The organism is Ruminococcus sp. (assembly GCF_024691275.1).
Classification (GTDB): domain Bacteria; phylum Bacillota; class Clostridia; order Oscillospirales; family Ruminococcaceae; genus Ruminococcus.
Genome location: NZ_JAILNU010000035.1, coordinates 1 through 24,922 on the forward strand (window position 1 = coordinate 1; position 24,922 = coordinate 24,922).

Here is a 24,922-nt window from a genome sequence, read left to right on the forward strand (position 1 = left end):
TCGTTCTTAATATGAACTGCAGCTCATCTTACCGCATCGACTCGACCATGAATAATGATTAGTGGCTCATTATTTTTTTATCAAAACCGGCTCACTTTTTTATTAGCGCTGTGGCTCAGTTTTTTATTGACAAAGGCACTTCAAATTAAGGAATCAGCATGAAATACTTCGCAATCGTATTATTGATAATATATTTAATACTGAATATAGTTTCAATTATAATACAAAAAGAGAATAAAAAAAGGCAACTATTAATTTTATTATATCTACCATATGTGTTATAGCAGCAATATTTTGTGTTGCTTTGAGTAAATAATCATTGCAGAACCAAAAAAATACTCCCTGAGGATCACTGTTCTCAGGGAGATTTTTTTGTTATATAAATGCTGATTATTTATATGATCGCCGACATATCCGACTCAAAACAAAACTGGCTCCGCATTTGCTGCGAAGCCGTTTCATTGCATATTTTATTCTGCCACAGGGAAATTTTGTTACTGTGTATATAAATAGTACGGTTCAAAACGTTCTGCTCATATCTTTTTATGCCAGAAGCCAATAGAATCCTCAGTGATAAAACCTACAGCGTTATAGAACTTTCTGCGCCAGTCATAGGAATTGACGAAGCACTTTTCCACGCCTTTCTCCCTGCATCTGCTGACTGCACCGTGCATCAGAGCCGTTCCCAGCCCTTTGTGCCTGTATTTTTCTCTTGTGCTCACAGGCTCGATAAAAGCTGTTTTCGACAGAATATCCACGTACACAAAACAGTAAGAGCAGATATCATTGTCCTCGCAGCTATTCTCGTCTACGATAAGGCACTCAAAGCTATCCTTGTACAGTGACGACTTTTTACGAGAATCATAAGCGCTCATACCATTTTTATAATCGGGAGCTTCCAGCTCGGGGTGGAATCCAAGATTAAGGGCGCTCCATTTTTTCGCTTCGTCGGGGTAGTCCTCACCATATACCAGCCTGTATCCGTCAGGCAGCTCAACAGAAACATCTGCGCTCTGCGGGCAGACATAGTTGTCATAGTCCTCCTCAGCCTGTCTTGTATAGCCGTTCTTTGCAAGGATCTCGCGCCTGTAGTCAAGGCTGTCATTGGCGATAACAAGGAAATCGCTCTTTCCGCTGCTGTCTTTTTCAAACAGCGGGAGACAGTTTTTCTCGGCAAAGCCGAGCATATCAGGGAAAATGCTCTCGTATCCTGTTTTTATGCTCATATATACCGCATCACCGTCGGGAAGGATACAGCCGATGATACTGTCGTTTTTCTCCCACATAAAAATGTGATCCGCCGACTTTTTCATGCCGCAGTCTGCATACTGAACGTCCATTCTGTATATAAGATCATGAAGTCTCTCTGGAAGCCATGATGTCATATTACGAGTTTCTGCATATCTTTCTCTGAGATAGGCTTCAAGCCTTGGAAGGTCTTTTTCCGCATCAAACCTTTTTATATCCATATCTGTCTCAATTTCGATCACTGAGTTCTCATCTTATAGTTGATGTAGTATGCAAAATCTTCCTTATCGCCCTCACTTGATGCATAAACATAATACGCAAGCATCTTTGATGCGTCAATTGAATCTATCTTTCCGTCGTCGTTCACATCATAGACCATCATGATTTCTCGTGGAGGAGAAACATCAACGGTGGAATATTTTGAATATGCCGCAAGTACAACTGAAGCATCAACTGCGTCCACCTTGCCGTCGTTGTTTGTATCGCCGCAGTCGTTGCCTGAAGTGCTGTAAAATTTATAGCCGTATTTGTCCGCAAAGCTCTGGGCAGTAGAATTCATTCTGCCATATATCACAGTGCTTGACGGATCTCCCAGAGCAAGCGAAGTATCGGGGATATGACATTCAGGGTTAAGTATCCTTACAGATCTCAGTGAGGTACAGCCTGAAAAAGCTTTTTCACCTATACTCGTAATATTCTTGCCGATATCAATACTTTTAAGTCCATTGCAGTCCTTAAAGGCTTCATCTTTTATCTCCGTTACAGGAGTATTGACCGCGGTCGATGCTATGACGAGCTTTCCCGAAACTGTAGTTTTACACGAATTAAGTATCGCGTGATCTTCATATATAGAATAGATGAAGTATCCCTGAACGAACTTCGATTTCGGACGATCATCTGCATACGACTTTACAGGTCTGCTGTCCTGTATAAAAGACATTGAAGCTGCTGCTGTAAAAAGTGATAGGAACGCTGAAATAATTTTATTACATCTCATAATTTTCCCTCGCTGTAATTACGGAAAAGGGCGGCATTAAGCCGCCCTTTGATATCATCATGTGAAGTACTTTACGCCGCTCTCAAAGATCTTCTGATCCTTTTCGCCCTGAACGTTCTTGCAGATATAGCTGCCCTTACGCTCTGAGTGACCCATCTTACCGAATACTCTTCCGTCAGGTGAAGTGATACCCTCAATAGCCTCGATAGATGTATTAGGATTATAGCGGATATCCATAGTCGGGTTGCCGTCAAGGTCAACGTACTGAGTTGCGATCTGACCGTTGTTGGCAAGCTGCTGGATAAGGCTTGCAGGAGCTACGAAACGTCCCTCACCGTGTGAAATGGCAACTGTATGTATATCGCCCACCTCACAGCCATAGAGCCACGGGCTCTTGTTTGAGGCGATACGTGTATTTACCATCATCGACTGGTGGCGGTTTATAGTATTGAATGTAAGTGTAGGAGCATCATCAGCCATGTCGATGATCTCGCCGTATGGAACAAGTCCAAGCTTGATAAGTGCCTGGAAGCCGTTGCAGATACCGAGCATAAGTCCGTCGCGGTTCTTGAGAAGATCGTGAACTGCGTCCTTTATCTTAGGATTGCGGAAGAATGCAGTAATGAACTTACCGCTTCCCTCAGGCTCGTCACCGCCGCTGAATCCGCCAGGGATCATAATGATCTCGGAACGTCTTACTGCGCTCTCGAAGTATCTTACGCTCTCCTCGATATCGCCTGCGGAAAGGTTGCGGATAACAACGACCTCCGGCTTAGCACCAGCCTTCTCGAAGGCTCTTGCGGTATCGTACTCGCAGTTAGTTCCGGGGAATACCGGAATAAGAACTCTTGGCTTTGCGATCTTTGTAGAAGCCGAAAGCTGTATACGGTTAGGTGAAGAATAGGTCTGCGGAGTAGCGTCCGTAGTCTTTATCCTGCATGGGAATACAGGTTCGAGCTTAGCCTCCCAAACTCTCTGGAGATTATCGAGGCTTACTGTATAGTCAAGGCAGAGTATCTTATAATCCGAGATAGTCTTACCGATAACGTTCTCGCCGCTCTTAGCGTCGCCCTTGAGTTCGATGATAAATGCGCCGTAGCAAGGTTTGAACAGCTCATCGCTGCTGAGTCTTGCTGTGAACTCAAAGCCTATCTTGTTACCGAAGCACATCTTAGCGATACCCTCGGCAAATCCGCCGTAGCCGTTTGTCCAGATAGCCTTTGCTCTGCCGTCTGCGATTATCTTCTCGACCTGATCGAAGCAAGCCTTGATGCTGTCGAACTTAGGAAGACCGTTCTCGTCGTACTCAGGAACGATAGAGATAACTGTATCGCCTGCGCTCTTGAACTCAGTTGATACTATCTTGTCTGCCATTGCAGTTGATACTGCGAAGGAAACAAGTGTAGGCGGAACGTCGATATTCTCGAATGTACCTGACATAGAGTCCTTGCCGCCGATAGCGCCGCAGCCCATTTCAAGCTGAGCCTTGAATGCGCCGAGGAGAGCAGCCATAGGCTTGCCCCAGCGGAGAGGATCATTCTGTGTTCTCTCGAAGTACTCCTGGAATGTGAGCCAACACTTCTTATATGTACCGCCTGCTGCGACTACCTTTGCGATAGACTCGATAACAGCAAGCATTGCGCCGTGGTAAGGTGACTTTTCGGATATATCAGGGTTATAGCCCCAGCCCATGAGTGAGCAGGTATTTGTCTCGCCTGTGAGTACAGGTATCTTTGCAGCCATAGCCTGTGAAGGTGACATCTGGTATACACCGCCGAAAGGCATAAGAACTGTGCCTGCACCGATAGTTGAGTCGAACTTCTCGATAAGTCCCTTCTGTGAGCATACATTGAGGTTTGACATGAGCTGTGACCATGATTCTGCACAGTCAGCAGTCTTTTCCTCTGAACGCGGGATAGGAGCTTCAACTTCGATATCTGTATACTTGGGAGCACCGTTGGAGTTAAGGAACTCTCTTGAAAGATCAACGATAGTATTGCCGTTCCATATCATTTTAAGTCTTGGCTCGTCAACAACATCAGCAACAACAGTTGCTTCGAGGTTCTCCTTAGCAGCTTCCTCCATGAACTTGTCAACGTCCTCGGGAGCGATAACAACAGCCATTCTCTCCTGTGACTCGGAAATAGCTATCTCAGTACCGTCAAGACCGTCGTACTTCTTAGGAACTGCATTGAGGTTGATAACGAGACCGTCTGTGAGCTCTCCGATAGCAACCGAAACGCCGCCTGCACCGAAGTCGTTGCAGCGCTTTATCATCTTTGTAACCTCAGGATTGCGGAACAGTCTCTGGAGCTTTCTCTCCTCAGGAGGATTACCCTTCTGAACTTCTGCGCCGCAGCTCTCAAGTGACTCAAGTGTATGAGACTTTGACGAACCTGTTGCACCGCCGCAGCCGTCGCGTCCTGTCTTGCCGCCGAGAAGTATTACTATATCTCCTGCTACAGGACTTTCTCTGCGGATATTCTCAGCAGGAGCTGCACCGAGCACTGCACCTATCTCCATACGCTTTGCAACGTAGCCGGGGTGGTAAACTTCAGCAACGTGACCTGTTGCAAGACCAATCTGGTTACCGTATGAGCTGTAGCCGTTTGCAGCACCGAGAGTGATCTTTCTCTGCGGGAGCTTGCCTGCGATAGTATCTTCAACAGGAACGAGCGGATTTGCTGCACCTGTTACACGCATTGCCTGATAAACGTATGAACGTCCTGAAAGCGGATCACGGATAGCGCCGCCGAGACAAGTTGCAGCACCGCCGAAAGGCTCGATCTCTGTCGGGTGGTTGTGGGTCTCGTTCTTGAACATGAGGATCCAGTCTTCAAGCTTTCCGTCGATATCCACCTTGATCTTTACAGAGCAGGCATTGATCTCCTCGCTCTCGTCAAGATCCTGAAGTCTGCCGTCAGCCTTGAGCTTCTTTGCTGCGATAGTTCCGAGGTCCATGAGAGTAACGGGCTTGTCCGTTCTGCCCAGCTCTTCACGTACATTGATGTACATATCATATGTATCTTTTATATAAGGAGTATTTATCTTTACGTTCTCAACATTTGTGAGGAATGTGGTGTGACGGCAGTGGTCAGACCAGTAGGTATCTATCATGCGTATCTCTGTGATAGTAGGGTTACGCTTTTCCTCATTGCGGAAATAATCCTGACAGAACTTGATATCGTCATAGTCCATAGCCAGTCCGAACTTGTCAACAAATGCGTGAAGTCCGAAAGCGTTGAGGTTTATAAATCCTTCAAGCTCCTCAACTGTTGTAGGGATATCGTAATTTGTATCGAGTGTCTTGACAGTTTCGAGGGAAGCCTCACGGCTCTCAACAGGGTTGATGATGTAGGACTTGAGCTTAGCGAAGTCCTCGTCGCTGATAATGCCTGAGATGATGTATACTCTTGCATTTCTTACACGGCAGCGCTCACCCTGACGAAGTATCTGGATACACTGCTCGCAGCTGTCAGCTCTCTGGTCGAACTGTCCGGGAAGGTACTCAACAGCGAAAATGCGGTCGGTCTCTGCTATCTGAGGAAGCTCGTCATATACAACGTCAACGGCAGGCTCTGAGAATACAGTGTTTATCGCTGCGTTGAAATCCTCCTCACTGAGTTTATCTGCGTCGTATCTGTTAAGGATACGTACTCCTGAAATGTTTAGTCTGAGTGCAGTTTTTATATCGCTGAGCACAGACTGAGCTTCTACAGCAAATTCAGGCTTCTTTTCAACGTAAATTCTGAATACGGACATGATTCAGTCTCCCTTCACTTAATTAGGAATTAACAATGCATAATCAGTAATGAAATAATAAATGACTATCTGTAGGGGTGCCCTTGGGCATCCGCTGATAATCCGTGATATTTCCCGTTTATCAAAATGCAGCTGAACTCAATATAAACAGCTTCCATGTAATATGATATGCTAAGCACAGGCTACCAAACAATTATGGGAATCACATCATTATTTCAGAATTATGCATTAATAAATGTCATCGACTGCCCTTCCGAGGCAGAAGTCGTGACCATACTCTTCTATTATAACACTAATTATCTGATTACGCAAACTTTTTTCGGGATTTTTTCGAGAAATCTTTATTTGTGTATAATCAGGGGCGTATCCGCGGTGAAATTCTGTAGAATTTTCACGCTCGAACAATACAGACACCGTTTTGCCTACCAAAGAACTGAGGTATTTTTCCCTTGTTTCATCAGCTGCGGCAGTCATCTCCTGCCAGCGGACAGTCTTGACACTTTCGGGGATTTGTCCGTCCATTTTATCGGCTCTTGTGCCTTTTCTGCGAGAATATCTGAACACATGAACTTTTGAGAATCCCACTTTTTCAATGAATCTCACCGATTCTGCGTGGTCTTCATCGGTCTCCTGTGGAAATCCCACCATTACGTCCGTCGTGAACGAGCAGTCGGGGAAAATGCTCCTTATACGCTCGGTGAGCGCAAGGTACTCCGCGGCAGTATACTTACGGTTCATGGCTTTCAGCGTCCTCTCGCAGCCGCTTTGCAGGGACAAGTGGAACTGTGGACAGAACTGGGGCATAGCTTTCAGGCGCATGAGCAGCTCTTCGGACATCATCTCAGACTCTAAGGAGCCGAGCCTTATGCGCTCGATGCCTGCTGTTTCCGCGCATATCTCGGCAGCGTCCGCAAGATCAAGTCCCCATTCTCTGCCGTAGAAGGCAAGATTTATGCCAGAGAGGACGATCTCCTTCACTCCGCCTGCTGCAATAGCCTGCACCTCCTCGCGAAGCACCTCAACAGGCTTAGAGCGGCAGCGTCCCCGCGCAAAGGGTATCATGCAGTATGAGCAGAACTGGTTGCAGCCGTCCTGTATCTTCACGAATGCACGAGTATTGCTGTCAAAGCGCGTACACTTCAACGGCTCGAATACATCGTCGGAGCTGTAATCAGACAGTTCAACGACACGGGAGCGGTTTTCAAGACAGCCGCCCACAAGTTCCGCAATATGGGCGCGGTTCTTAGTACCTGCGATTATATCCGCCTCGGGAAGATCAGCAGCTTCCTCGCGGTTTGCCTGCGGATAACAGCCCGTAAGAGCTATGACTGCCTGCGGCATTGCCGACCTCGCCTTGCGCAGTGCTGCCAGCGCACGGCTGTCTCCCGACGAGGTAACGGTGCAGGAATTTATCACAATTGCATCGGCTTCGGTCATTTCTTCAACAATTTCATAGCCCGATCCGCGAAAAAGTGACTTCATGCACTCTGTTTCATAGTGGTTGACCTTGCAGCCAAAGGTTATAAAATATACTTTATACATAAATCACCTACAAGTTTATATTTCAAGCACAAAATATCATGTACATACTTCACAATTTTGTACCACAAGTTTTATGCACTCTTAATAATATATCGGTATTAATAAAAAATATCTCCCCTATGTCAATCAATTCTGCAAATATGACGAAAATTTGTCAAACGCCTTGACATAGCCCATTTTACGTGTTATTATATATTTGCGGAAACGGAAAAGCCGCTGAAAAAGAAATAAACAAGAAAAAAACATCCACACAGACATCTGAAAAACAGGAGGTAAAGTATGACCAAAACAACTGTTAATCTTCAGGCAATCAATGACGTAAAAGAATTCGTCAACATCGTTATGAAGTATGATTTCGATATTGACCTCGTTTCGGGAAGATATGCTATAGACGCTAAGTCTATCATGGGTATCTTCAGTCTCGACCTCTCTAAGCCAATCCAGCTTAATGCGCACACAGATGATGCTGACAAGTTCCTCAAAGAGATCGACAAGTTCATTGTTAAGTAAGATATAACAAAATCAAAGCAAAAGCAAAAGGGATATGTTCCGTTTGGAATGTATCCCTTTTCTTTTTATTGTGTCACACTCTCTGTTTCGGCTACTATATCGCCGTTTACTGCACTTATACAGACCTCGGCAATCTTATCATTTTTCACGGGAACTCTCCATACGAGCTGCGGGCCGCTTATCACCATAAGCTCGGGGACAGTATTCTTTTCTGTCTTGTATTTGTCATTTGCACACTTTACAGCTGCCGAGGAACTTACCGCAGGCTTTGTATCAAAGCCCCAGAGGTCGATATAGGTGCTGTTTAGTATCTCGGGCTTGTTGCCTTCATACATATCCACTGTGATCTCGACAAAGCTGTCCTTTACCTTTATATCGTCGCAGTACTGCGCGAACCTGTAGTTCTTCTTATCGCCATAGGTAATAGTATCTTTGTATTTCAGCTCGCTGTACGCATCAATGATGCCCAGCTCCTGAGAATACTCGGCAATAAGGTCGAGAGCTTCATACTCATTGTTGATAATGCGGTCGGCAAGTATGCCCTGCACAAGCCGCAGCATACTCTCGTTTTCCGCGTCACGCTTGACATATACCTGCGATTCGCCTTCCAGAGGTGTGATATCCTCCACCTTTCTCTGCTCGACTACCCACTCCGCAGGTTTTTCGGGGATATCCTTCCTCTTGCTGCTTCCGTTCTTTTTTACAGAACATCCGCAGTTCATAACTGTCACAGCTGTTATTGCCGCAACTGCTATAATTCTTTTTCTCATTTCAATGCCTCCGCTTATCATTGTCTGTCATAATAGCTTTTTCCGCCGTTGGGTCGGAAATATGTCCTTATATATCCGTCAGTTGACAGTATGACGAACTCATTGGTCGCTTCTATGTAGTATACTCCGTCGCCGTCCTCGGCTTCGGTCTTATGGAGCGCCTCTTTGTTATTTATAACGTCACTTGCACCCTTTTCGTATTCTTCAGCTGTTTTGTAGCCGAAATCCTCATCAAATTCAGCTCCGTGCTTCTCAAAATGCTGATTAAGGAGCTTTTTGCTGCGGAAATGATACTCTGCATATGTACCGTCATCAAGATCAAAAACTGCCGTTGTTTCGGTAGTTTTACTGCTGTCATCGGCAGATGTGGTCTTTTTCTGTGAATGCTTCTCTCCGGAAGTCGTTTTCCGACTTTCAGAAGACTCTTTTGCCGCAGTAGTGGTCTTATTCTTTTTGGTCTTAGTTTTCTTCTGTGTCGTTTCCTGCGTCTGAGTTGCAGGCTCTGTTGTCTTTTCGGCAGTTGTCACAGCTTCCGTAGTCATGACTTCCGTATAGTCATTATTATGATCGGAACAGCCGCTCAGCATTGATGCTGACAGCAGAAAAGCCGAACCGAACAGTGCCAATGCCTTCATACTTCTCATTGCTCTGCCTCCTTACATCATTCTTTATACATTATACAGCAACTATTAAAAAATAGCAAGTTACAAAACAGCAAAAAGCACTTTCAGGACAAACGTGATGCTTATATAGAAGTTTTTACCTGAACTATCGGAGTCTCTCTTTCCTCATAAAGTTTTCCCCGATGATCCCATGTAAAGCTTCTGTATAAGTATCACGCTTAATGACCGAAAGTGCGTTTTTTATTATTCCGCCGCTTTGACTTCCCTTATATCATATGAAAGCTCATACGTATCATCAGTACATTCGCTGTAAAAGCTGTTGACAATGCGGCTTGCCACAAGGTGTCCGCCCTCGTCGTCAGCTCCTATAAGCAGCACCAGCATCTCGTTATCGCCGCACACTGATGACATATCGCCTCGTCTGAGACACATACGCACCGCCTCGGACAAGGTGCTCATAACGCTTTTTGAAGCCGCTGTGCTCTTATTTCTGTCGCTGTTGAGCTTCAATACAAGTATCTGCGCGTCTTTTCCTGTACGCTCAAGGACTCGCATAACAAATCTGAATATATTGCTGAAATCAACGGAGCACACACAGTAAGCTCCCTCGCCGCCGTCCTTTTCGTCCATAAGGTTCTCCACGGACAGTGTCTCCTCATCGCAGCTGTGCATGAGCGCAAGGGCTTTTGCTCTGCGCACCAGAAGCCTGCTACATACAGGCTGACATATAATATCATCAAAGCCGAGAGAAAGCAGGTGCTCCTGCTCCTCACAGCTGTTCTCATTTACAAAGGCTGCCGCAGGGATATCTCCGAAACGGTCGGAGCTGCGCAGGTTCTCAATGACAGTTCCTATCGAACTGCCGCAGTAATCCGCGGAGACAAAAATCACATCACATTCTGTAAGCTTGCTCATATCCGATGCCACCGCGCACTCAAAGGAACTGCCGAGTGAATTCTCCCAGAATTCGCTGTTATCACGGCTATCTATAATACCGACCTTCATAGTCCGATCCTCCGTTCAAATTATTTCAGCTTGTATTATATCACATTTTTCTTCGGATTGCAACAAGTAAATAAAATTATCTCGTTAATATTACGTTAATCCCATTTTATATTGTAAAGTGTTACCTCATGTGCTCCGACAGCGCCTGCTCCGTCAATGTTTCCAAGCTGGAATTTCAGGTCAACTGCCATGTCGTTTTCAAAGGGAACATCGAAGCTGTAGTGCTTACGCTCGGGAGTTATCGTCAGTTTCTTGTCGAGGTAGCGTGTATAGCTGCTGTCCTCTGCTGTGACCACCATACTACGCTCTGCTGTCGAGCTGACATCAAAGGAAAGGGTATGCTTCTCGCCTGCTTTAACATTTCTGCCGCGCAGAAGTCCCATTACCGCGTACTCGAGCTCGCCTGCGTTTCTCACATTTATCACCGTGCAGCCGTCCTTATTGACAACAGAAGCATCTGCGCCCTCAATGTAATTATCAAGGGACATCGAGCTCATCTCAGCAGGAACAAAGTTAGAGCCTTTCTTTTCGTATACGCGCACATAGTCAATGTCAAAGTTCTTGTCGCCGTCTGCAAATGTATTCGGGTCGGCATATATGCCGTCAATTCCGTCAAAGTGTCCGCCCACCGCAAGATTCAGTATAATATAGAAGTTCTGGTCAAACGGCGCAGGATACTTAAAGCCCTCGGAGTACCATTCCGTCTGGGTGCTGTAGAGCTTGCCGTCCACATACCAGCGTATCTCGCCGCTTTCCCATTCTATGCTGTATGTGTGCCAGTTTGCGCTGCTGTCTCCTGTGCGGAACTCATAATTGCCCGTCAGGTATTTATTATCAGGCCATGCATTGCCGAAATGCACCGTTCCGCATATCTTCTCGGGAGTGCTTCCCCAGCCTTCCATTATGTCTATCTCGCCCGAAGCTGCCCAGCCGCCGTAAACGTTATCCTCGGGGAGCATCCATATAGCAGGCCACAGCGATTTTCCGCTGTCGCATCGGGCACGTACCTCTATCCTGCCTCCGCACACCGAGAACTTCCGATGAGTATTTATACGTGCCGACGTATACTCATAGCTTCCCTGCTTCTCGTCAGTCAGGTTCTCACGGCGAGCCGATATAGTCAGGATACCGTCCTTTACAGATGTATTTTTCGATGTGTAGTACTCCTGCTCGTTGTTTCCCCAGCCGTTGGTGATATAGTTCCCGTTGTCGTCGAGCTTCCAGTTGCCCAGCTCATACGACCACTTTGTCTCGTCGAGGCTGCTGCCGCCGAACTCGTCGCTCCATACGAGCTCATATCCGTCATTTGCAGTCTCACCTGCTTCGCTGCCCAAAAGGAAGCTGCTGAGTGCTTTCAGTTCTGATGCTGTTTTTCCGCTCTTACGTGCAGACACCATATCAAATATATCAACTGCTCCGTTGCTGTTATAGTCCATTGGGATACTGCCGTCTGCATACACCGCCGCAGGCACTGACGCAAGAAGCATCAGAGCTGCCGCTGCTTTCTTTACTGCCCTCATATTCCCACCTCTCATTAGTCTGAATTGAATTTTACGCCACAATTTTAACACTTATATCATGTAATGTCAAGCCATTTTTCGCCTTTTTTATGTGCAAATAAACTATTTTTGACGCTTACAGTATTAAGATTTAATGACAATTCGGCGACTTTTTGGGTTTTGTATTGAAATAGCGTAAATAACATGATATAATGTTATCTGTCAGAAACGCTTCTGTACATTTATGTGTTCATTTTGTCGCTTTCAGGCTGCTCGGAATGCTGAGCTTACCGTGCCTGACTACGTGGTCAGACAATGAAAAACGTATCCGTCAGGGCTGACAGTAATATCAACGTTCCATTATTGTAGAAAATGAAGATATGGGGCTGATTTTTCATAACATCTTTTCTTTCGGCAGTAATTCCTGCTGTCGGAATATTCGCTGTTACCGCTGTCTGCTGTATCAATTCTGACATAAACAATCCGTTCACTCCCATGAGCGGCATTTACGAATCATAATTGGAGGATTTTATATGAAAAAACTGGTTTCTTCTTTAATAGCTTGCACTGTTGTTGCTTGCTCACTTTTCTCATGCGGAAACTCAAGTGAATCCAAAAGCGATGAGAAGGAAACAAAGAAAAAGGAAAGCGCTGCTGATCTTGTAGTCGGAAAATGGGCAATGACCGATCTCAATGCTGAAGGTATCGACGCAGGCGGAATCATCTTCTCCGCAGACGGAAAGGGTTCTATCTTTGAGGACACTTCTTCTATGCTCCACTTCGTTGATGACGGTCTCAATGTAGGCGGTACTACACTCTCTACAGAGTACTTCAAGGAAGAGGGCGACAACCTCACCATTGATGTAATGGGTCAGGAAATGCTCGTTATGAAGAAGGTCGAGGCTAAGGACGGCTACGACGGAAAGTACTCACTTAACGGCGGTATCCTTTACGACAGCATTCTCTCAGGTCTTGAGGGACGCGGCTTAGATGAAAAAACCAATATCGACATCAGCATCAACTTCGATAAGGAAAACAGCGAAGTTGTATTCAACGACCTGTTCTCTTACTCTGTTGACGGTTCAAAGATGACTATCACAGGTTTCTCAGGCTTTCTCGATTCTGATAAGGACGAGGTTTCTGCTGAGTTCACTGTTGTTGATGACAAGCTTACTATCAAGGATTCCGATAAGGAAACTGTTCTTACAAAAGTTAAGTAATCATATCTTTATAATGACAAACACCTCCTACGGCAGCAGATGTCCGCAGGAGGTGTTTTTTATGCTCTTATAAGCTGTTGATATTCCGATATATACCGTGAAAGCTCTTTTTTTATGAATTCGGGCTCGTGCTCCGACGTGCAGGCGCTCACATAATACTCTCCGTAACGCTCTGACCTGAATATCAGTCCGTCATGTATAAATTTGCCGCCGCTGCAAGCCGAAAAGTCTATCTGCTCGATATGGTCGCCGACACCTGTTCCGCGGTACTTCACGATGCTCTCTTTCAGTGTCCATAAGCGTGTGAACTCTTCATGCGGAGCATCTGAACCCGCTATCAGCTCTATCTCATTCGCTGACATGGTATTTTTCAGTATATTCTCGTATCGCCTCTCAATGCTCTGGATATCCACGCCTATATTTTCAGCAGCTATGCCGCAGCATACTCCCTCATCGCTGTGAGAGATATTGAAGAACAGCGGTATATCCTTAAAATAAGGCTTGCCGTATTTATCCTGCTCCATAGGCGGAACTTCATTGATGCCGCAGTATCTCAGAAGCTCGTATCTGAGCAGGAAGTACGAAACGATACAGTTGTTCCTGTCTCTGCGCTGCATATAGCGTTCAGCTCTTTTCAGCCTTTCTGCCGACACGTACTGCGTTATCTCAGCAATGTCATTTTCCATAAATCCGCCGCTGCCTATAGCTATACATACCTTAGGCGTTATCAGCTCTGCCTTATCCATTGATAGTTCTCCTGCTTTCATTCATCATTTCCGTCATCTATGTACTCAAGTATATCTCCCGGCTGACATTTCAGCACCCCGCATATTGCATTAAGGGTGGAAAAGCGTATAGCACTGACTTTTCCCGTTTTCAGCTTTGATAGGTTGACATTGCTTACTCCTACGCGCTCGCTCAGTTCATTGAGGCTCATCTTTCTGTCCGCCATTACGCGGTCAAGTCTTAAAATTATAGACATATCGCTTCACCTCACAGAGTTTCGTCTGATTCCTTCTGCAAATTCTTTCCATAGCGGAATACCAGCGAAAATGCATAGAATATTATTCCTGCAAACCAGAAAAGTCCCACGATAACTTCTCCTGCTGCTATATATACGAAAATCGCCTTTGCAATATCGAGAATGATAAGATATATACCGAGATTTCGCATAAGACAGCTTATCCTCAGGGTGAACGGAGTGCGTTTTTTGCTGAGATCATTCAGCATCATGAAAGTAGTTATAGCACCTGCAACTGCACAAAAAACAACTGTGAGCATCGAAATTATGCCGATAATATTCTCAGGCATCGAATGATCGTCAAAATCAATTATATACGACTTATTAACAGTGAAAAATCCAAGTATATTCAGTACAAAGTATATAATTATTGCAACCAGACTAAAATTGCTCAGCCGCTTTATTTTCCTTGTAAGTTCTTCGTTTTTCATATTCTCGCCCCTTTTCTGATCAAAGAGTCTCGTCTGATTCATTTTGAAGAAGCTTGCCGTAACGCATTATCTCAGCGAATAACAGCAGAAGACCAGCAATAAAGAAATCACCTATCCCCGCGACTATCAATCTTGGCACTCCAAGCATAAAGCCCTCACTATATAAAGACTTAACTGCTAAAGGAACTAAACCCTTGATAACGAACAGACCTGCTATAGACCTTACTGCCCATATGTTACCATCGGTAAAGGGACGGCCGCTTCTGAATATCCTGAAAAAGATGAAAGCTGCAACAAAAAGCACCGCCGCACACAGACAACGAGCTATCGCCTCTTCACGGATCAGATTTCTGGTTACTTTCGGAAAAATTTCTATGTCTCGCGGATAATTAAATATAACGCTAAGAATGATAAATACTGAAATTATTCCTGATATCATCATGACCACTAAACTGCTTCTTCTGATAATTGTTTCTACATTTGATTTCATCATTTTCATCTCTCCTAAAAAATATTTGCTCACGTCAGAACATAGAGGCTCTGTTCCTTTGAGTTTATGATATCATACCAATTAATGTTTGTCAATGTATTTTTAATGTTTATCATTAAATATTGTATGTTTAAACATAAAAAGGCAGATTCTGTGAGCTTGCACCTGTATAAACTGTACGATACAGGTCCGGCGTTAGTCCAACATTTCAAGTCTCAATTTTTTCTGTCATTTTTCACAATAATATTGTAGACACAAGCCGCAAATTATGATATAATATCTGTGTAGAATCATGCAGCCATCATTCCCTGCAATCAGTTGATGGCTCAGATCATTTTTACTTCATACATAAAATGATCTGCAAAGGAGGATTTTTTATGAAAATGACCTTTATAGGCGCTACCCACGAAGTTACGGGTAGCTGTACATATATTGAAGCCTGCGGCAAAAAGTTCCTCGTGGACTTTGGTATGCAGCAGGGCGAGGATATATACGAGAACGTTCAGGTACCTGTCTCGCCGTCAAATATCGACTTTGTTCTTCTTACCCACGCTCATATCGACCACTCGGGTCTGCTGCCGCTGCTCTTTGCAGGCGGATTCAAAGGCGAGATCCACGCTACTGAGGCAACTTCAAACCTCTGCTCGGTAATGCTCCGTGACAGCGCTCATATACAGGAATTTGAAGCTGAATGGCGAAGCCGTAAGGCTGAAAGACGCGGTGAGCCCAACTACGAGCCCCTGTACACCATGGACGACGCTATCGGCGCTATCGAACTGTTCATCCCGCACCCTTACGAAAAAGAGATCGAGATCTGCGAAGGTATAAAAGTACTCTTCCGCGACGCAGGTCATCTCCTCGGTTCATCAAGCATACTCATCACGCTAACCGAGGACGGTGTTACAAGAACTCTTGCGTTCTCGGGTGATATCGGCAATACCGAACAGCCACTTATCCGCGACCCACAGTTCATCGACTCCGCCGACTACGTTATAATGGAGTCAACCTACGGCAACCGTGTTCACGACCGCCCCACAGACTACACCACTTCCCTCGCAAGAGTGCTGCAGGAGACCTTCGACCGCGGCGGCAGTGTTATCATACCGTCATTTGCTGTTGGCAGAACACAGGAAATGCTCTACTTCATACGCCATATCAAAGCAAAGGGACTCGTCAAGAACCACGACGACTTCCCTGTTTATGTGGACAGTCCTCTCGCCAACGAAGCTACAGATATCTTCATAAGCAACCGCGAGAGCTGCTACGACGAGGAAGCTCTTTCCTTCGTCCGCAAGGGCATCAACCCTATCGCCTTCGACGGTCTTATCCGTACTGTCAGCAGCGACGATTCACGCGCTATCAACGATGATACCCGCCCTAAGGTAATAATCTCAGCCAGCGGTATGTGCGAAGCAGGACGTATCAAGCATCACCTCAAGCACAACCTCTGGAAAAAGGAAAATACTATCCTGTTTGTCGGCTATCAGGCAGGCAATACCCTCGGAAGAAGCCTCATCGACGGCGCTAAGAGAGTTAAGCTTTTCGGCGAGACTGTCAAGGTCGCTGCACGTATCACACAACTCCCAGGTATAAGCGGTCATGCTGACGTGAACGGACTGCTCGCGTGGGCAAAGTCGGTATCCGACGTTAAACGCTTCTTTATCATTCACGGCGAGGCAAGCTCCGCAGAAAGCTTCGGTCAGAAACTGCGCGATGAGCTGGGTGCTGAAGTATATGTACCATTCAGCGGTGCTGAGTTCGATATCGCCGAGAACGTCATCACCATAGACGCTGAGGGCGTTCCTATACCTAAAAAGAGAAATTCAGCAAACTTCAACATCGCCTACAGCGATCTTGTCGCAGCTTCGGACAGACTTGCAGCTCTTATCAAGGACTCCGACGGCAGAACAAATGCAGATATGCGTCGGCTCACCGAAGCTATACACAAGCTCTGCGACGACTGGAAACTATAATGCGCAGCTGTGACAAATGCGGCAGCAAACTGCCTGAAAACTCTCAGCGCTGTCCCTTATGCGACAGTATGACCGAAAACGAACGGGAAGTTTACAGGACATCAAGCAAGATAATTTTTGCAGCGGTATTCGCCATAACTGTTCTTCATGCATTGTTCTATATATTCAACTGCTCATATGAAATAATGCGTATGATAACTGTCGGCGAAACATATCGACCACCATCTGTTTTCATTGAATTTACTCACAACAAACTATTTCTGAATATTATAACAGTCATTATAATGTATGGTCTGCTCCCTGCCGCTTTCATGAGCTATAACCTCATAATACTGGCGCGTGACAGATCAAAGTTCCTATTATTTTTTCCCATATGCGGCATTGCGGCGGAAGCTGCACAGCTCGCTCAGCAATGCAGCAACTACGACCTCGCTATACAGGAGAAAATGTCGTATCTATACGCGATAATCGCTATGGACGTTTTTTCCGCCCTGCTCATTACAGCCTTTTTCGCAGTAATGATAAGGTTTATCATACGCGGTTATTCTATATCTCAGAGCCGCTGGCTGATAGTTGCGGGATTCGTTTTTGTGTTTACAAGGATACTTATCAAGTTCACTTTATACGATGATAATGGTATCGCGCCAAACTTCAGCGAGCTCAAAGGATATCTGCTTTTCTCAGCCACGCTGCTGAACGTGAAAAAGCGGCTTATAACCAGTAAAACCCTATAGTTGCAAGACAGGTATAAACGAAAAAGCCCGAAAGCTTAAATGCAGTGCTCATATGTAAGTATCAAGCCATAGTATTTCTGATGTACAGTCAGAGATACTATGGCTTTTTTATTGACGTTGCATTTATATTGTGCTATAATGATAAACATACATAAAACGAAATTTAAAGGAGGTTTTTATAGTGAACGAATTATGTATGATAATAAAAGATATGGTAAAACCGAATTTCCTCAATATCAGAACGTCTATCCAAACCTATGACAGAGATGCAATATGCTGCGGTGCTCCATGTTGGAGATGGGCATATCATGCACTGCATTCAGCTGATAAATGGTTTATAAATCCTTGTGTATATGATGAACCGCCATTTCATGAAGAGGGGCTTGACAATCCTGACAAGCCTGCCTCAGTCACCTTGTCTGATGAGCAGCTTCTTGATTATCTTGACAGTGTAGAGAAAAAAACATACGCATATCTTGATTCTCTTACAGATGAAATGCTATATGAATGTCCCGAAAACTGTGAACATACGAGAATGGAACTGGTACTGAGACAATTCCGCCATATTTCGTTCCATACAGGAATGCTTAACGGACAGACTGCTGTAGCAACAGGAAAATTTCCGATGTGGGTCTCTCAGTCTGATAAATATGTTGATGATGGTATTCTTTTCGGCAGATACCGAAAAGGACAAGTTACAAAATAAGTTATGATAATGTAAACTCTGATTTTATCAGCCGTGTAAAATGCAAAGCCCCGAAGCATTTGAAATGCTTCGGGGCAAAACTTCTATATGGGTATCCGTATTAGCTTTCGGCTTTTGATGTTATATCTTACTTGATAACTCTTACCTTGATAACGCCGTCAACTGCATTGATCTTGCCTTCAACTGTAGGCGGTACATCACCTGTTACATCGAGCATTGTGTAAGCAAAGTCCTTCTTGGAAGCATTTACCATGTTCTCGATGTTGATGCCTTCGTTACCTACTGCTGTTGTAATAGAAGCAATAGTTGTAGGTACATTCTTATGAATGATGCAGATCTTTGTTCCTACTGCGTTCATTGAAGCGTTAGGAAGATTTACGCTGTTCTTGATGTTGCCGTTCTCAATGTACTCGATAAGCTCCTCAGCTGCCATAACTGCGCAGTTGTCCTCGCTCTCAGGTGTTGAAGCACCAAGGTGTGGGAGCACGATAACGTTCTCAACGCCGAGAACTACATCGTCAGCAAAGTCTGTAACGTACTTAGCTACCTTACCGTCAGCAATAGCCTTTACTACTGCTTCGCTGTTGATGAGCTCACCTCTTGCAAGGTTGATGAGACGAACGCCGTCCTTCATCATAGCGATCTGCTCAGCGTCGATAGTATTCTTTGTCTGAGGAGTATAAGGCATATGAATTGTGATATAATCGCTGTTTGCGAATATCTCGTTGATATCTGTAACGATCTTTACAGATGGCTCAAGGTGAAGTGCAGCGCCTACTGAAAGGAACGGATCATAACCGATGACCTTCATGCCCAGTGATTCTGCTGCATTTGCGATCTTACCGCCGATAGCACCGAGACCGATGATACCGAGTGTCTTGCCTGCGATCTCAGGACCTGCAAACTTTGACTTGCCGCCTTCAACTGTCTTTGGAGCATCAGGTGTGCCCTTGAGTGAAGCTGCCCATGAAGCTGCCTCAACGATCTTTCTTGAAGCAAGAAGGAGTGCGCATATAGCAAGCTCCTTAACTGCATTTGAGTTAGCACCGGGTGTGTTGAATACGCAGATACCCTCCTGTGCGCAGCGCTCAACAGGGATATTGTTTACGCCTGCACCTGCACGAGCGATAGCAAGAAGGTTGTCGCCGAACTGCATATCGTGCATCTTTGCGGAACGAACCATGATAGCATCAGGGTTAGCGCAGTCCTCAGAGATAGCGTACTTGCTCTTATCAAAAATATCTGTTCCGATCTCAGATATCTTATTTAATGTCTGAATCTTGTACATTTCAGTAAGCTCCTTTTAAGTATATTTTCAAGGGACGGATAATGACCGCCCCTTATTGTTCAGATCAGGATAAACTCAGGAATTCTCTTCCTCGAACTTCTTCATGAAAGCAACAAGCTTCTCAACGCCCTCGATAGGCATTGCGTTGTAGATAGAAGCTCTCATACCGCCAACAGTTCTGTGACCCTTGAGGTTCTCAAAACCTGCTGCCTTAGACTCTGCAACGAACTTCTTGTCGAGTTCTTCATTGCCTGTGATGAAAGGTACGTTCATGAGTGAGCGATCCTTCTTCTCAACTGTGCCCTTGAACATCTTGCTGCTGTCGAGGAAATCGTAAAGGATCTTAGCCTTCTTCTCGTTATGAGCCTTCATAGCCTCGAGTCCGCCCATCTTCTTGATCCACTTGAATACCTTGCCGCAAACATAGATGCCGTAGCATGGAGGTGTGTTGTAGAGTGATTCGTTGTCAGCCTGGATCTTCCAATCCATCATTGTAGGTGTGCACTTAAGTGCAGGACCGTCTGCGATGAGGTCCTCACGAACGATGATGATCTGAACGCCTGAAGGGCCAACGTTCTTCTGAACGCCGCCGTAGATAACGCCGTACTTTGATACGTCTACAGGCTCTGAAAGGAAGCATGAGCTTACGTCAGCAACGAGCTCGTGACCCTTTGTGTTAGGAAGTTCCCAGAATTTTGTGCCGTAAATAGTGTTGTTTTCGCAGATATATACGTAGTCAACGTCGTCAGGAATGTCAAGATCGGAGCAGTCAGGGATATAAGAGAATGTCTTGTCAGCAGAAGATGCAACTCTTACTACTTCGCCGTACTTCTCAGCTTCCTGTGCAGCCTTCTTAGCCCACTGACCTGTGATGATGTATGCAGCCTTGCCCTTCTTCATAAGGTTCATAGGTACGCCTGCAAATACAAGTGAAGCGCCGCCCTGTACAAAGATGACCTTGTAGTTATCAGGGATATTCATGAGGTCGCGGAGATCCTTCTCTGCTTCCTTGATTATCTCATCATAAACCTTTGAACGGTGAGACATCTCCATTACGGACATTCCGCAGCCCTTGTAGTCCATCATTTCCTCTGCACATTCCTTGAGAACTTCCTCAGGAAGAACAGCAGGACCTGCGCTGAAGTTATAAACTCTGCTCATTGTAAAAACCTCCAGATTGATATATGAAATTAGATAGTATTGCCATACAATATAAATTATACTCCTTTAATTAAGATAAGTCAATATAAAAAATCGAATTTTTTATACTTCGTTAATTTTTTGGCAAAAGATGCAAAAATGACAATGCTATATATGTGATAAGTTACATATTTCTATTAAAAATGACCATTTCTCACAAATAATATGCTAAAGATGCCCTCCAAGTTGTTAGACGTGTATAACTTTTAGCTAATAATAAAAAACAAAAAACACACAGTTTTAAGCACGGTACTTATACAGAATTTTTTACGTGAGATATTGAGGAAAAACCTTTTTAAAAAGGTTTCCCCCGATAATTTCGTGTAAAGTTTCTATATGAGTACGCCGCTTTACCCTGTGTGTTTTTATTCCTGATATACTATCGCAATAACTGTTATGTTGTCCTTGCTGCCGTTTTCAAGAGCTTTGTTCACAAGAAGGTGAAGGCGGTTCTTCAGGCTTTTCGGCATTTCGAGTATCTCCTCGATATCGAGCACGGACACGTAATCCGACAGTCCGTCGGTACACAGCAGCAGCAGGTCTCCGTACTCCATACCGCCGTCAAGGCTTACCGTGTCCACTTTAGGAGCAGACTTCACATTGCCGAACACGGGAAATATAATATTTCGGTGAACATGGCTTTTGCGCTCCTCACGGGTTATAGTGCCCTCGTCTATGAGGAGCTGCACCAGTGACTGATCGCGTGAGAGCTGCTTTATGCGTCCGCCGCGGAAGCGGTAAAGTCTCGAATCCCCTACATTGAAAGTGAGGATATTGTTTTTCTCGTCGATGGCTATGCCGCAAAGAGTAGCCTGCATATTATGCATCTCAGGGTCGGACTCGCTGTACTCCGCAAGCTTGTAATGTATCGCAAGCAGCTCCTCATCGAGCTTGCACTCGCTGCCGTATCTTATATCGCGGACAAGCTCAAGGCACATCTTCGAGGCAAGTTCACCCGAACGCTCTCCCGATACTCCGTCAGAAACAGCTGCTATAAACGGTTCGCTCAGCATCTGCTCGGACGAACCTGCATCAATAACGCTGTCATTTATCAGCAAAGCGTCTTCGTTATGCGTCATAACGCCTTTTTCTGTGACACCGCAGCAGTAGTACATAAGTCTCCCCCTTTCTTTTTTATTCGGTTATACCGTACATAGCCATGCCGTTTCGGCAGGTCATATCAATGAGTTCCTGAACGGGCAGCCCCTTTATCTCCGCAGCTTTCTCTGCTGTGTAGGCTATCATGGAGCTGTCGCAGCGCTTTCCGCGAAATGGCACAGGTGCCATATACGGGCAGTCTGTTTCCAGCAGGAGCCTGTCCATAGGCACTTCTGCCAGAGCCTTCAGTGCTTTTTTTGCATTGTTGAACGTGAGTACGCCCGTGAAGCCGATATACATTCCCAGCTTCAGTATCTCCTTTGCTGTTTCGGCTGAACCGCTGAAACAGTGTACAACTCCGCGAGGACGATACTCTTTGAGTATCTCCACTGTATCCTCGGTGGCATTACGGCTGTGGACTATAACGGGCATATCCAGCTCCGCTGCGAATTCAAGCTGCTCGCGGAAGAAGCGTATCTGCTTTTCACGGTCGTAGTTCTCATAGTGATAATCAAGACCTATCTCGCCAACTGCCTTTATCTTAGGATTTGACGATATCAGTCTGCGGAGCTTATCCCTGTAGCCCGCAGGTGTTTCATCTACGCTCTCTGGGTGTATACCGACAGCTGAATATACATAGTCATACTGCTTTGAGAGCTGTGAATTTGCTGTGGAATCGTCCATTCCCGATGCTGCGAGCATTACGAGCTTAACGCCCTTATTCGGCAGCTCGCTGAGCACCCGCTCCCTGTCAGCGTCAAAGGCAGCGTCAGCATAATGCGAATGTGTGTCAAATATATTCATCATTCTTTATCTTCAAAATACTGCTCTTTGATATTTGCAATAGAGCCTGAGCTCGGAATGAAGTCATCGCCTGCTGTCTTGCCGTCAAGAGCAATGGAACCTGCAATGGTAGAACCATTCTCCAACATATACTTTATAGCGCCCTTGCGCTTCTTGTAATCGGCAGCTGTTACATCTGTCTCTACCATATTGATGATAGTCGAGAAGCTGTTATCGAGGTTATCGGCGATATTCTTGCCCTTCTGCTGATTTATCATAGCTCTTATAACGTCTGCTGCAATAACGGTCCTCTCGGATTCTCCGCCGTTGAAGAGCTCATACGATATGAAAAGCTCCATCTGGTCGCTGTTGAGGTCCTGCTCGCTTCCGTCGTCCTTGAAGCCTGCTATATCGGCATTTACAGGGTATTTTACACAGCCTATGATATCGCAGGCTTTCTTGAAGGCTGCTGAATTGAACTTCATGAATCTGTCTACCTTGATATTGAATACGTTTTCAACGAATTCCTTTGCAGCCTGTGCACCGCCGCTCTGGTAGCTGTTCTTTATGCTTGCCTGCTCATTGTTGACAAGTGCGATAGAGTTGTTTGGAATGCCTATGAACTCCAGCTTCTTTTTAAACGGACGTGAACGCATCAGCACAAATGTTACAGGCTCATTCTTTTCCGGCTCGTCGAATATCAGCAGTACCGTGTGATTGTCCTCATATGTTACCTCACCCACAGTTCGCGGCACAGGCTCTTTCAGTTCCTCACCCTTGCCAAGTCCGAGGTAATTGAATACTCCTGCTGCAAGACCGCCGACGATAATAAGTCCTATGATAAGAGTTACCAGGAACGGTATCGCAACGTGTCCAGTCTTTTTTTCACCCATTTTTGTTACTCCTTTCGCAGACACATTTGTCAAAAAAGTGTCTATCCTGTAATTTTTTTAAATTTAAAGTTGATATTAACATTTCGTATAACGGATCTTCGGAAAATATCCATCGAAAAATGAATAAAAATGTTTTCCCAAATGCAAAGTTAAAAACTTATCCGCATTATCACGATTGTCAACAGAGTTTTCCACATTTTCCACATTGTGAATTGAACGGTGATGTTTAAACACACAATTCAACAGCCTGTTGAAATAGAACGAGTGTTCATTTTTCGGCAGAACATACTAAAAAGCCGCTGTATACGCGAAAAAGCTGCCCTTTTCACGCCAAACTTTCAACAAACATGAAATTTCTTCCCGCGGTCGTTGATTTGTTTAAAAAGATGTGCTATAATTAGTAAGGCTGCTCAAAAACATTCTCCATGAATGTGAGCCTGCGGCGGATACTTTCTATATCAGGCCCGTATTCTTCTATCAGCGCATACACGTCATCAAGCCCGAATCGGCGTATTTTCCGCCCTTTCCTTACGGCATAGTTCAGCGTCTGGTAGGTGCCCGACTTGAACGCGCCTTCGTTGAAAAACGAGATGACCGCAGATGCGTGATCCACCATGAAGTAATTACGCACCTTATACAAATCAGGTGAGGTATTTCCTCCGCTTCTGCTCTTGCCGTATACCACTTCAGGATCGGTATTGGTCGTCAGAAGCTGATCCGTGCTATTCTCCACTTCAGTAAGAAGCTCCCTGTAATGAGCTTCAAAACGTTTCGCGTGGAGAAGATACGGCATAACTCCGATAAGCCTTATCTTTTTGTCACTGCGCTTCTTCGCAAGTACATACTTCGCAGCCCACAGGTCTGTACCCATTGCAAGACCGCTTATAAAGTCACTGTACCCCTGCTCTACTGCCATATCAATATACCTGCACAGCATGAGCTGAACGGTGCGAACGGTGATATTGCGGTACAGCGGCTTGCTGCCGTACGGAGTGATGCTGGTCTCGCGGTGTCCCGTAAAACAGACCGCTTTTGAAATATCCACATCTATCTCGTCTGCGGGAAGCACTTGAACTCCTGAGTCAAGTGAAAAAAGCATGGTACACCCCGCTTTCACATATAATTTTCA

General features: G+C 45.2%; 24 protein-coding genes. 5 read left to right on the plus strand and 19 right to left on the minus strand.

Translation table 11 applies throughout. From position 1 onward, the window contains the following. Positions 1 to 533: 533 nt before the first annotated feature. The 4 genes from K6G33_RS04310 to mtaB form a co-directional block, all read right to left on the minus strand. Positions 534 to 1,490, minus strand: a complete 957-nt coding sequence (locus tag K6G33_RS04310; RefSeq protein WP_296776659.1) for a GNAT family N-acetyltransferase — start codon at positions 1,488 to 1,490, stop codon at positions 534 to 536. Further along, positions 1,487 to 2,188: a leucine-rich repeat protein gene (locus K6G33_RS04315; protein WP_296776662.1), complete on the minus strand. Its 702-nt coding sequence runs from the start codon at positions 2,186 to 2,188 to the stop codon at positions 1,487 to 1,489. The genes K6G33_RS04310 and K6G33_RS04315 overlap by 4 nt, the downstream gene beginning before the upstream one ends. Before the next feature lie 114 nt (positions 2,189 to 2,302). Beyond that, entirely contained in the window at positions 2,303 to 6,007 is a 3,705-nt protein-coding gene (locus K6G33_RS04320) for a phosphoribosylformylglycinamidine synthase (RefSeq protein WP_296776664.1), read from the minus strand. Positions 6,008 to 6,235: 228 nt separating this feature from the next. Beyond that, the gene (mtaB, locus tag K6G33_RS04325) at positions 6,236 to 7,549 is read right to left on the minus strand and encodes a tRNA (N(6)-L-threonylcarbamoyladenosine(37)-C(2))-methylthiotransferase MtaB (protein ID WP_296776666.1); all 1,314 of its coding nucleotides are present in this window, start codon (positions 7,547 to 7,549) and stop codon (positions 6,236 to 6,238) included. A 279-nt stretch (positions 7,550 to 7,828) separates the two neighbouring features. Here mtaB and K6G33_RS04330 point away from each other — a divergent pair, with 279 nt between their 5' ends. After that, the gene (locus K6G33_RS04330; protein ID WP_019680953.1) at positions 7,829 to 8,059 is read left to right on the plus strand and encodes an HPr family phosphocarrier protein; all 231 of its coding nucleotides are present in this window, start codon (positions 7,829 to 7,831) and stop codon (positions 8,057 to 8,059) included. A 65-nt stretch (positions 8,060 to 8,124) separates the two neighbouring features. Here the strand turns inward: K6G33_RS04330 and K6G33_RS04335 are convergent, their stop codons facing one another. The 5 genes from K6G33_RS04335 to K6G33_RS04355 form a co-directional block, all read right to left on the minus strand. Next, a complete protein-coding gene (locus tag K6G33_RS04335) occupies positions 8,125 to 8,829 on the minus strand; it encodes a hypothetical protein (protein WP_296776667.1) in 705 nt (234 codons plus the stop codon). A gap of 17 nt (positions 8,830 to 8,846) precedes the next feature. Further along, positions 8,847 to 9,473 carry a hypothetical protein gene (locus K6G33_RS04340; RefSeq protein ID WP_296776668.1) on the minus strand — a complete coding sequence of 209 codons (627 nt, stop codon included), beginning with the start codon at positions 9,471 to 9,473 and terminating at the stop codon, positions 8,847 to 8,849. 222 nt (positions 9,474 to 9,695) lie between these two features. Next, positions 9,696 to 10,457: a hypothetical protein gene (locus K6G33_RS04345; RefSeq protein ID WP_296776669.1), complete on the minus strand. Its 762-nt coding sequence runs from the start codon at positions 10,455 to 10,457 to the stop codon at positions 9,696 to 9,698. Between the two features lie 95 nt (positions 10,458 to 10,552). Continuing rightward, positions 10,553 to 11,977 (minus strand): glycoside hydrolase family 16 protein, encoded by a 1,425-nt coding sequence (locus tag K6G33_RS04350; RefSeq protein WP_296776670.1) that lies wholly within the window; start codon positions 11,975 to 11,977, stop codon positions 10,553 to 10,555. A 287-nt stretch (positions 11,978 to 12,264) separates the two neighbouring features. Beyond that, a complete protein-coding gene (locus K6G33_RS04355; protein ID WP_296776672.1) occupies positions 12,265 to 12,432 on the minus strand; it encodes a hypothetical protein in 168 nt (55 codons plus the stop codon). A 57-nt stretch (positions 12,433 to 12,489) separates the two neighbouring features. Here K6G33_RS04355 and K6G33_RS04360 point away from each other — a divergent pair, with 57 nt between their 5' ends. Next, positions 12,490 to 13,176 (plus strand): hypothetical protein, encoded by a 687-nt coding sequence (locus K6G33_RS04360; RefSeq protein ID WP_296776674.1) that lies wholly within the window; start codon positions 12,490 to 12,492, stop codon positions 13,174 to 13,176. Positions 13,177 to 13,235: 59 nt separating this feature from the next. Here K6G33_RS04360 and K6G33_RS04365 read toward each other — a convergent pair whose 3' ends face one another. From K6G33_RS04365 to K6G33_RS04380, 4 genes are read right to left on the minus strand one after another with little or no spacing between them, the layout of a single operon-like run. Then, positions 13,236 to 13,922 (minus strand): 4'-phosphopantetheinyl transferase superfamily protein, encoded by a 687-nt coding sequence (locus K6G33_RS04365; RefSeq protein ID WP_296776675.1) that lies wholly within the window; start codon positions 13,920 to 13,922, stop codon positions 13,236 to 13,238. A gap of 17 nt (positions 13,923 to 13,939) precedes the next feature. Continuing rightward, entirely contained in the window at positions 13,940 to 14,158 is a 219-nt protein-coding gene (locus K6G33_RS04370; RefSeq protein WP_296776677.1) for a helix-turn-helix transcriptional regulator, read from the minus strand. 11 nt (positions 14,159 to 14,169) lie between these two features. Next, positions 14,170 to 14,628, minus strand: a complete 459-nt coding sequence (locus K6G33_RS04375; protein ID WP_296776679.1) for a hypothetical protein — start codon at positions 14,626 to 14,628, stop codon at positions 14,170 to 14,172. A gap of 19 nt (positions 14,629 to 14,647) precedes the next feature. Next, a complete protein-coding gene (locus tag K6G33_RS04380; protein WP_296776681.1) occupies positions 14,648 to 15,121 on the minus strand; it encodes a DUF2975 domain-containing protein in 474 nt (157 codons plus the stop codon). 374 nt (positions 15,122 to 15,495) lie between these two features. On the opposite strand from K6G33_RS04380, the gene K6G33_RS04385 reads away from it, so the two are divergent. From K6G33_RS04385 to K6G33_RS04395, 3 genes are all read left to right on the plus strand, one after another. After that, entirely contained in the window at positions 15,496 to 17,091 is a 1,596-nt protein-coding gene (locus K6G33_RS04385) for an MBL fold metallo-hydrolase RNA specificity domain-containing protein (protein WP_296776683.1), read from the plus strand. Continuing rightward, positions 17,091 to 17,825, plus strand: coding sequence for a hypothetical protein (locus tag K6G33_RS04390; protein ID WP_296776684.1), 735 nt, complete (start codon positions 17,091 to 17,093; stop codon positions 17,823 to 17,825). Before K6G33_RS04385 ends, K6G33_RS04390 begins: the two co-directional genes overlap by 1 nt. 181 nt (positions 17,826 to 18,006) lie before the next feature. Further along, complete coding sequence (locus K6G33_RS04395) at positions 18,007 to 18,531, plus strand: DinB family protein (protein ID WP_296776686.1); 525 nt, start codon at positions 18,007 to 18,009, stop codon at positions 18,529 to 18,531. 127 nt (positions 18,532 to 18,658) lie between these two features. Here the strand turns inward: K6G33_RS04395 and K6G33_RS04400 are convergent, their stop codons facing one another. The 6 genes from K6G33_RS04400 to K6G33_RS04425 all read right to left on the minus strand — a co-directional run bounded on the left by K6G33_RS04400 (position 18,659) and on the right by K6G33_RS04425 (position 24,892). Next, positions 18,659 to 19,819 (minus strand): 3-phosphoglycerate dehydrogenase family protein, encoded by a 1,161-nt coding sequence (locus K6G33_RS04400; protein ID WP_296776688.1) that lies wholly within the window; start codon positions 19,817 to 19,819, stop codon positions 18,659 to 18,661. Between the two features lie 75 nt (positions 19,820 to 19,894). Continuing rightward, complete coding sequence (gene serC / locus K6G33_RS04405) at positions 19,895 to 20,980, minus strand: 3-phosphoserine/phosphohydroxythreonine transaminase (protein WP_296776690.1); 1,086 nt, start codon at positions 20,978 to 20,980, stop codon at positions 19,895 to 19,897. Positions 20,981 to 21,384: 404 nt separating this feature from the next. Beyond that, a complete protein-coding gene (locus K6G33_RS04410) occupies positions 21,385 to 22,134 on the minus strand; it encodes a protein phosphatase 2C domain-containing protein (protein WP_296776693.1) in 750 nt (249 codons plus the stop codon). Between the two features lie 19 nt (positions 22,135 to 22,153). Further along, on the minus strand, positions 22,154 to 22,921 hold the full coding sequence (locus K6G33_RS04415; RefSeq protein ID WP_296776715.1) for a TatD family hydrolase: 768 nt from the start codon (positions 22,919 to 22,921) through the stop codon (positions 22,154 to 22,156). Continuing rightward, the gene (locus tag K6G33_RS04420) at positions 22,921 to 23,793 is read right to left on the minus strand and encodes an LCP family protein (RefSeq protein WP_296776694.1); all 873 of its coding nucleotides are present in this window, start codon (positions 23,791 to 23,793) and stop codon (positions 22,921 to 22,923) included. The genes K6G33_RS04415 and K6G33_RS04420 overlap by 1 nt, the downstream gene beginning before the upstream one ends. 397 nt (positions 23,794 to 24,190) lie before the next feature. Continuing rightward, the gene (locus K6G33_RS04425; protein WP_296776697.1) at positions 24,191 to 24,892 is read right to left on the minus strand and encodes an SLOG family protein; all 702 of its coding nucleotides are present in this window, start codon (positions 24,890 to 24,892) and stop codon (positions 24,191 to 24,193) included. Positions 24,893 to 24,922: the final 30 nt, after the last annotated feature.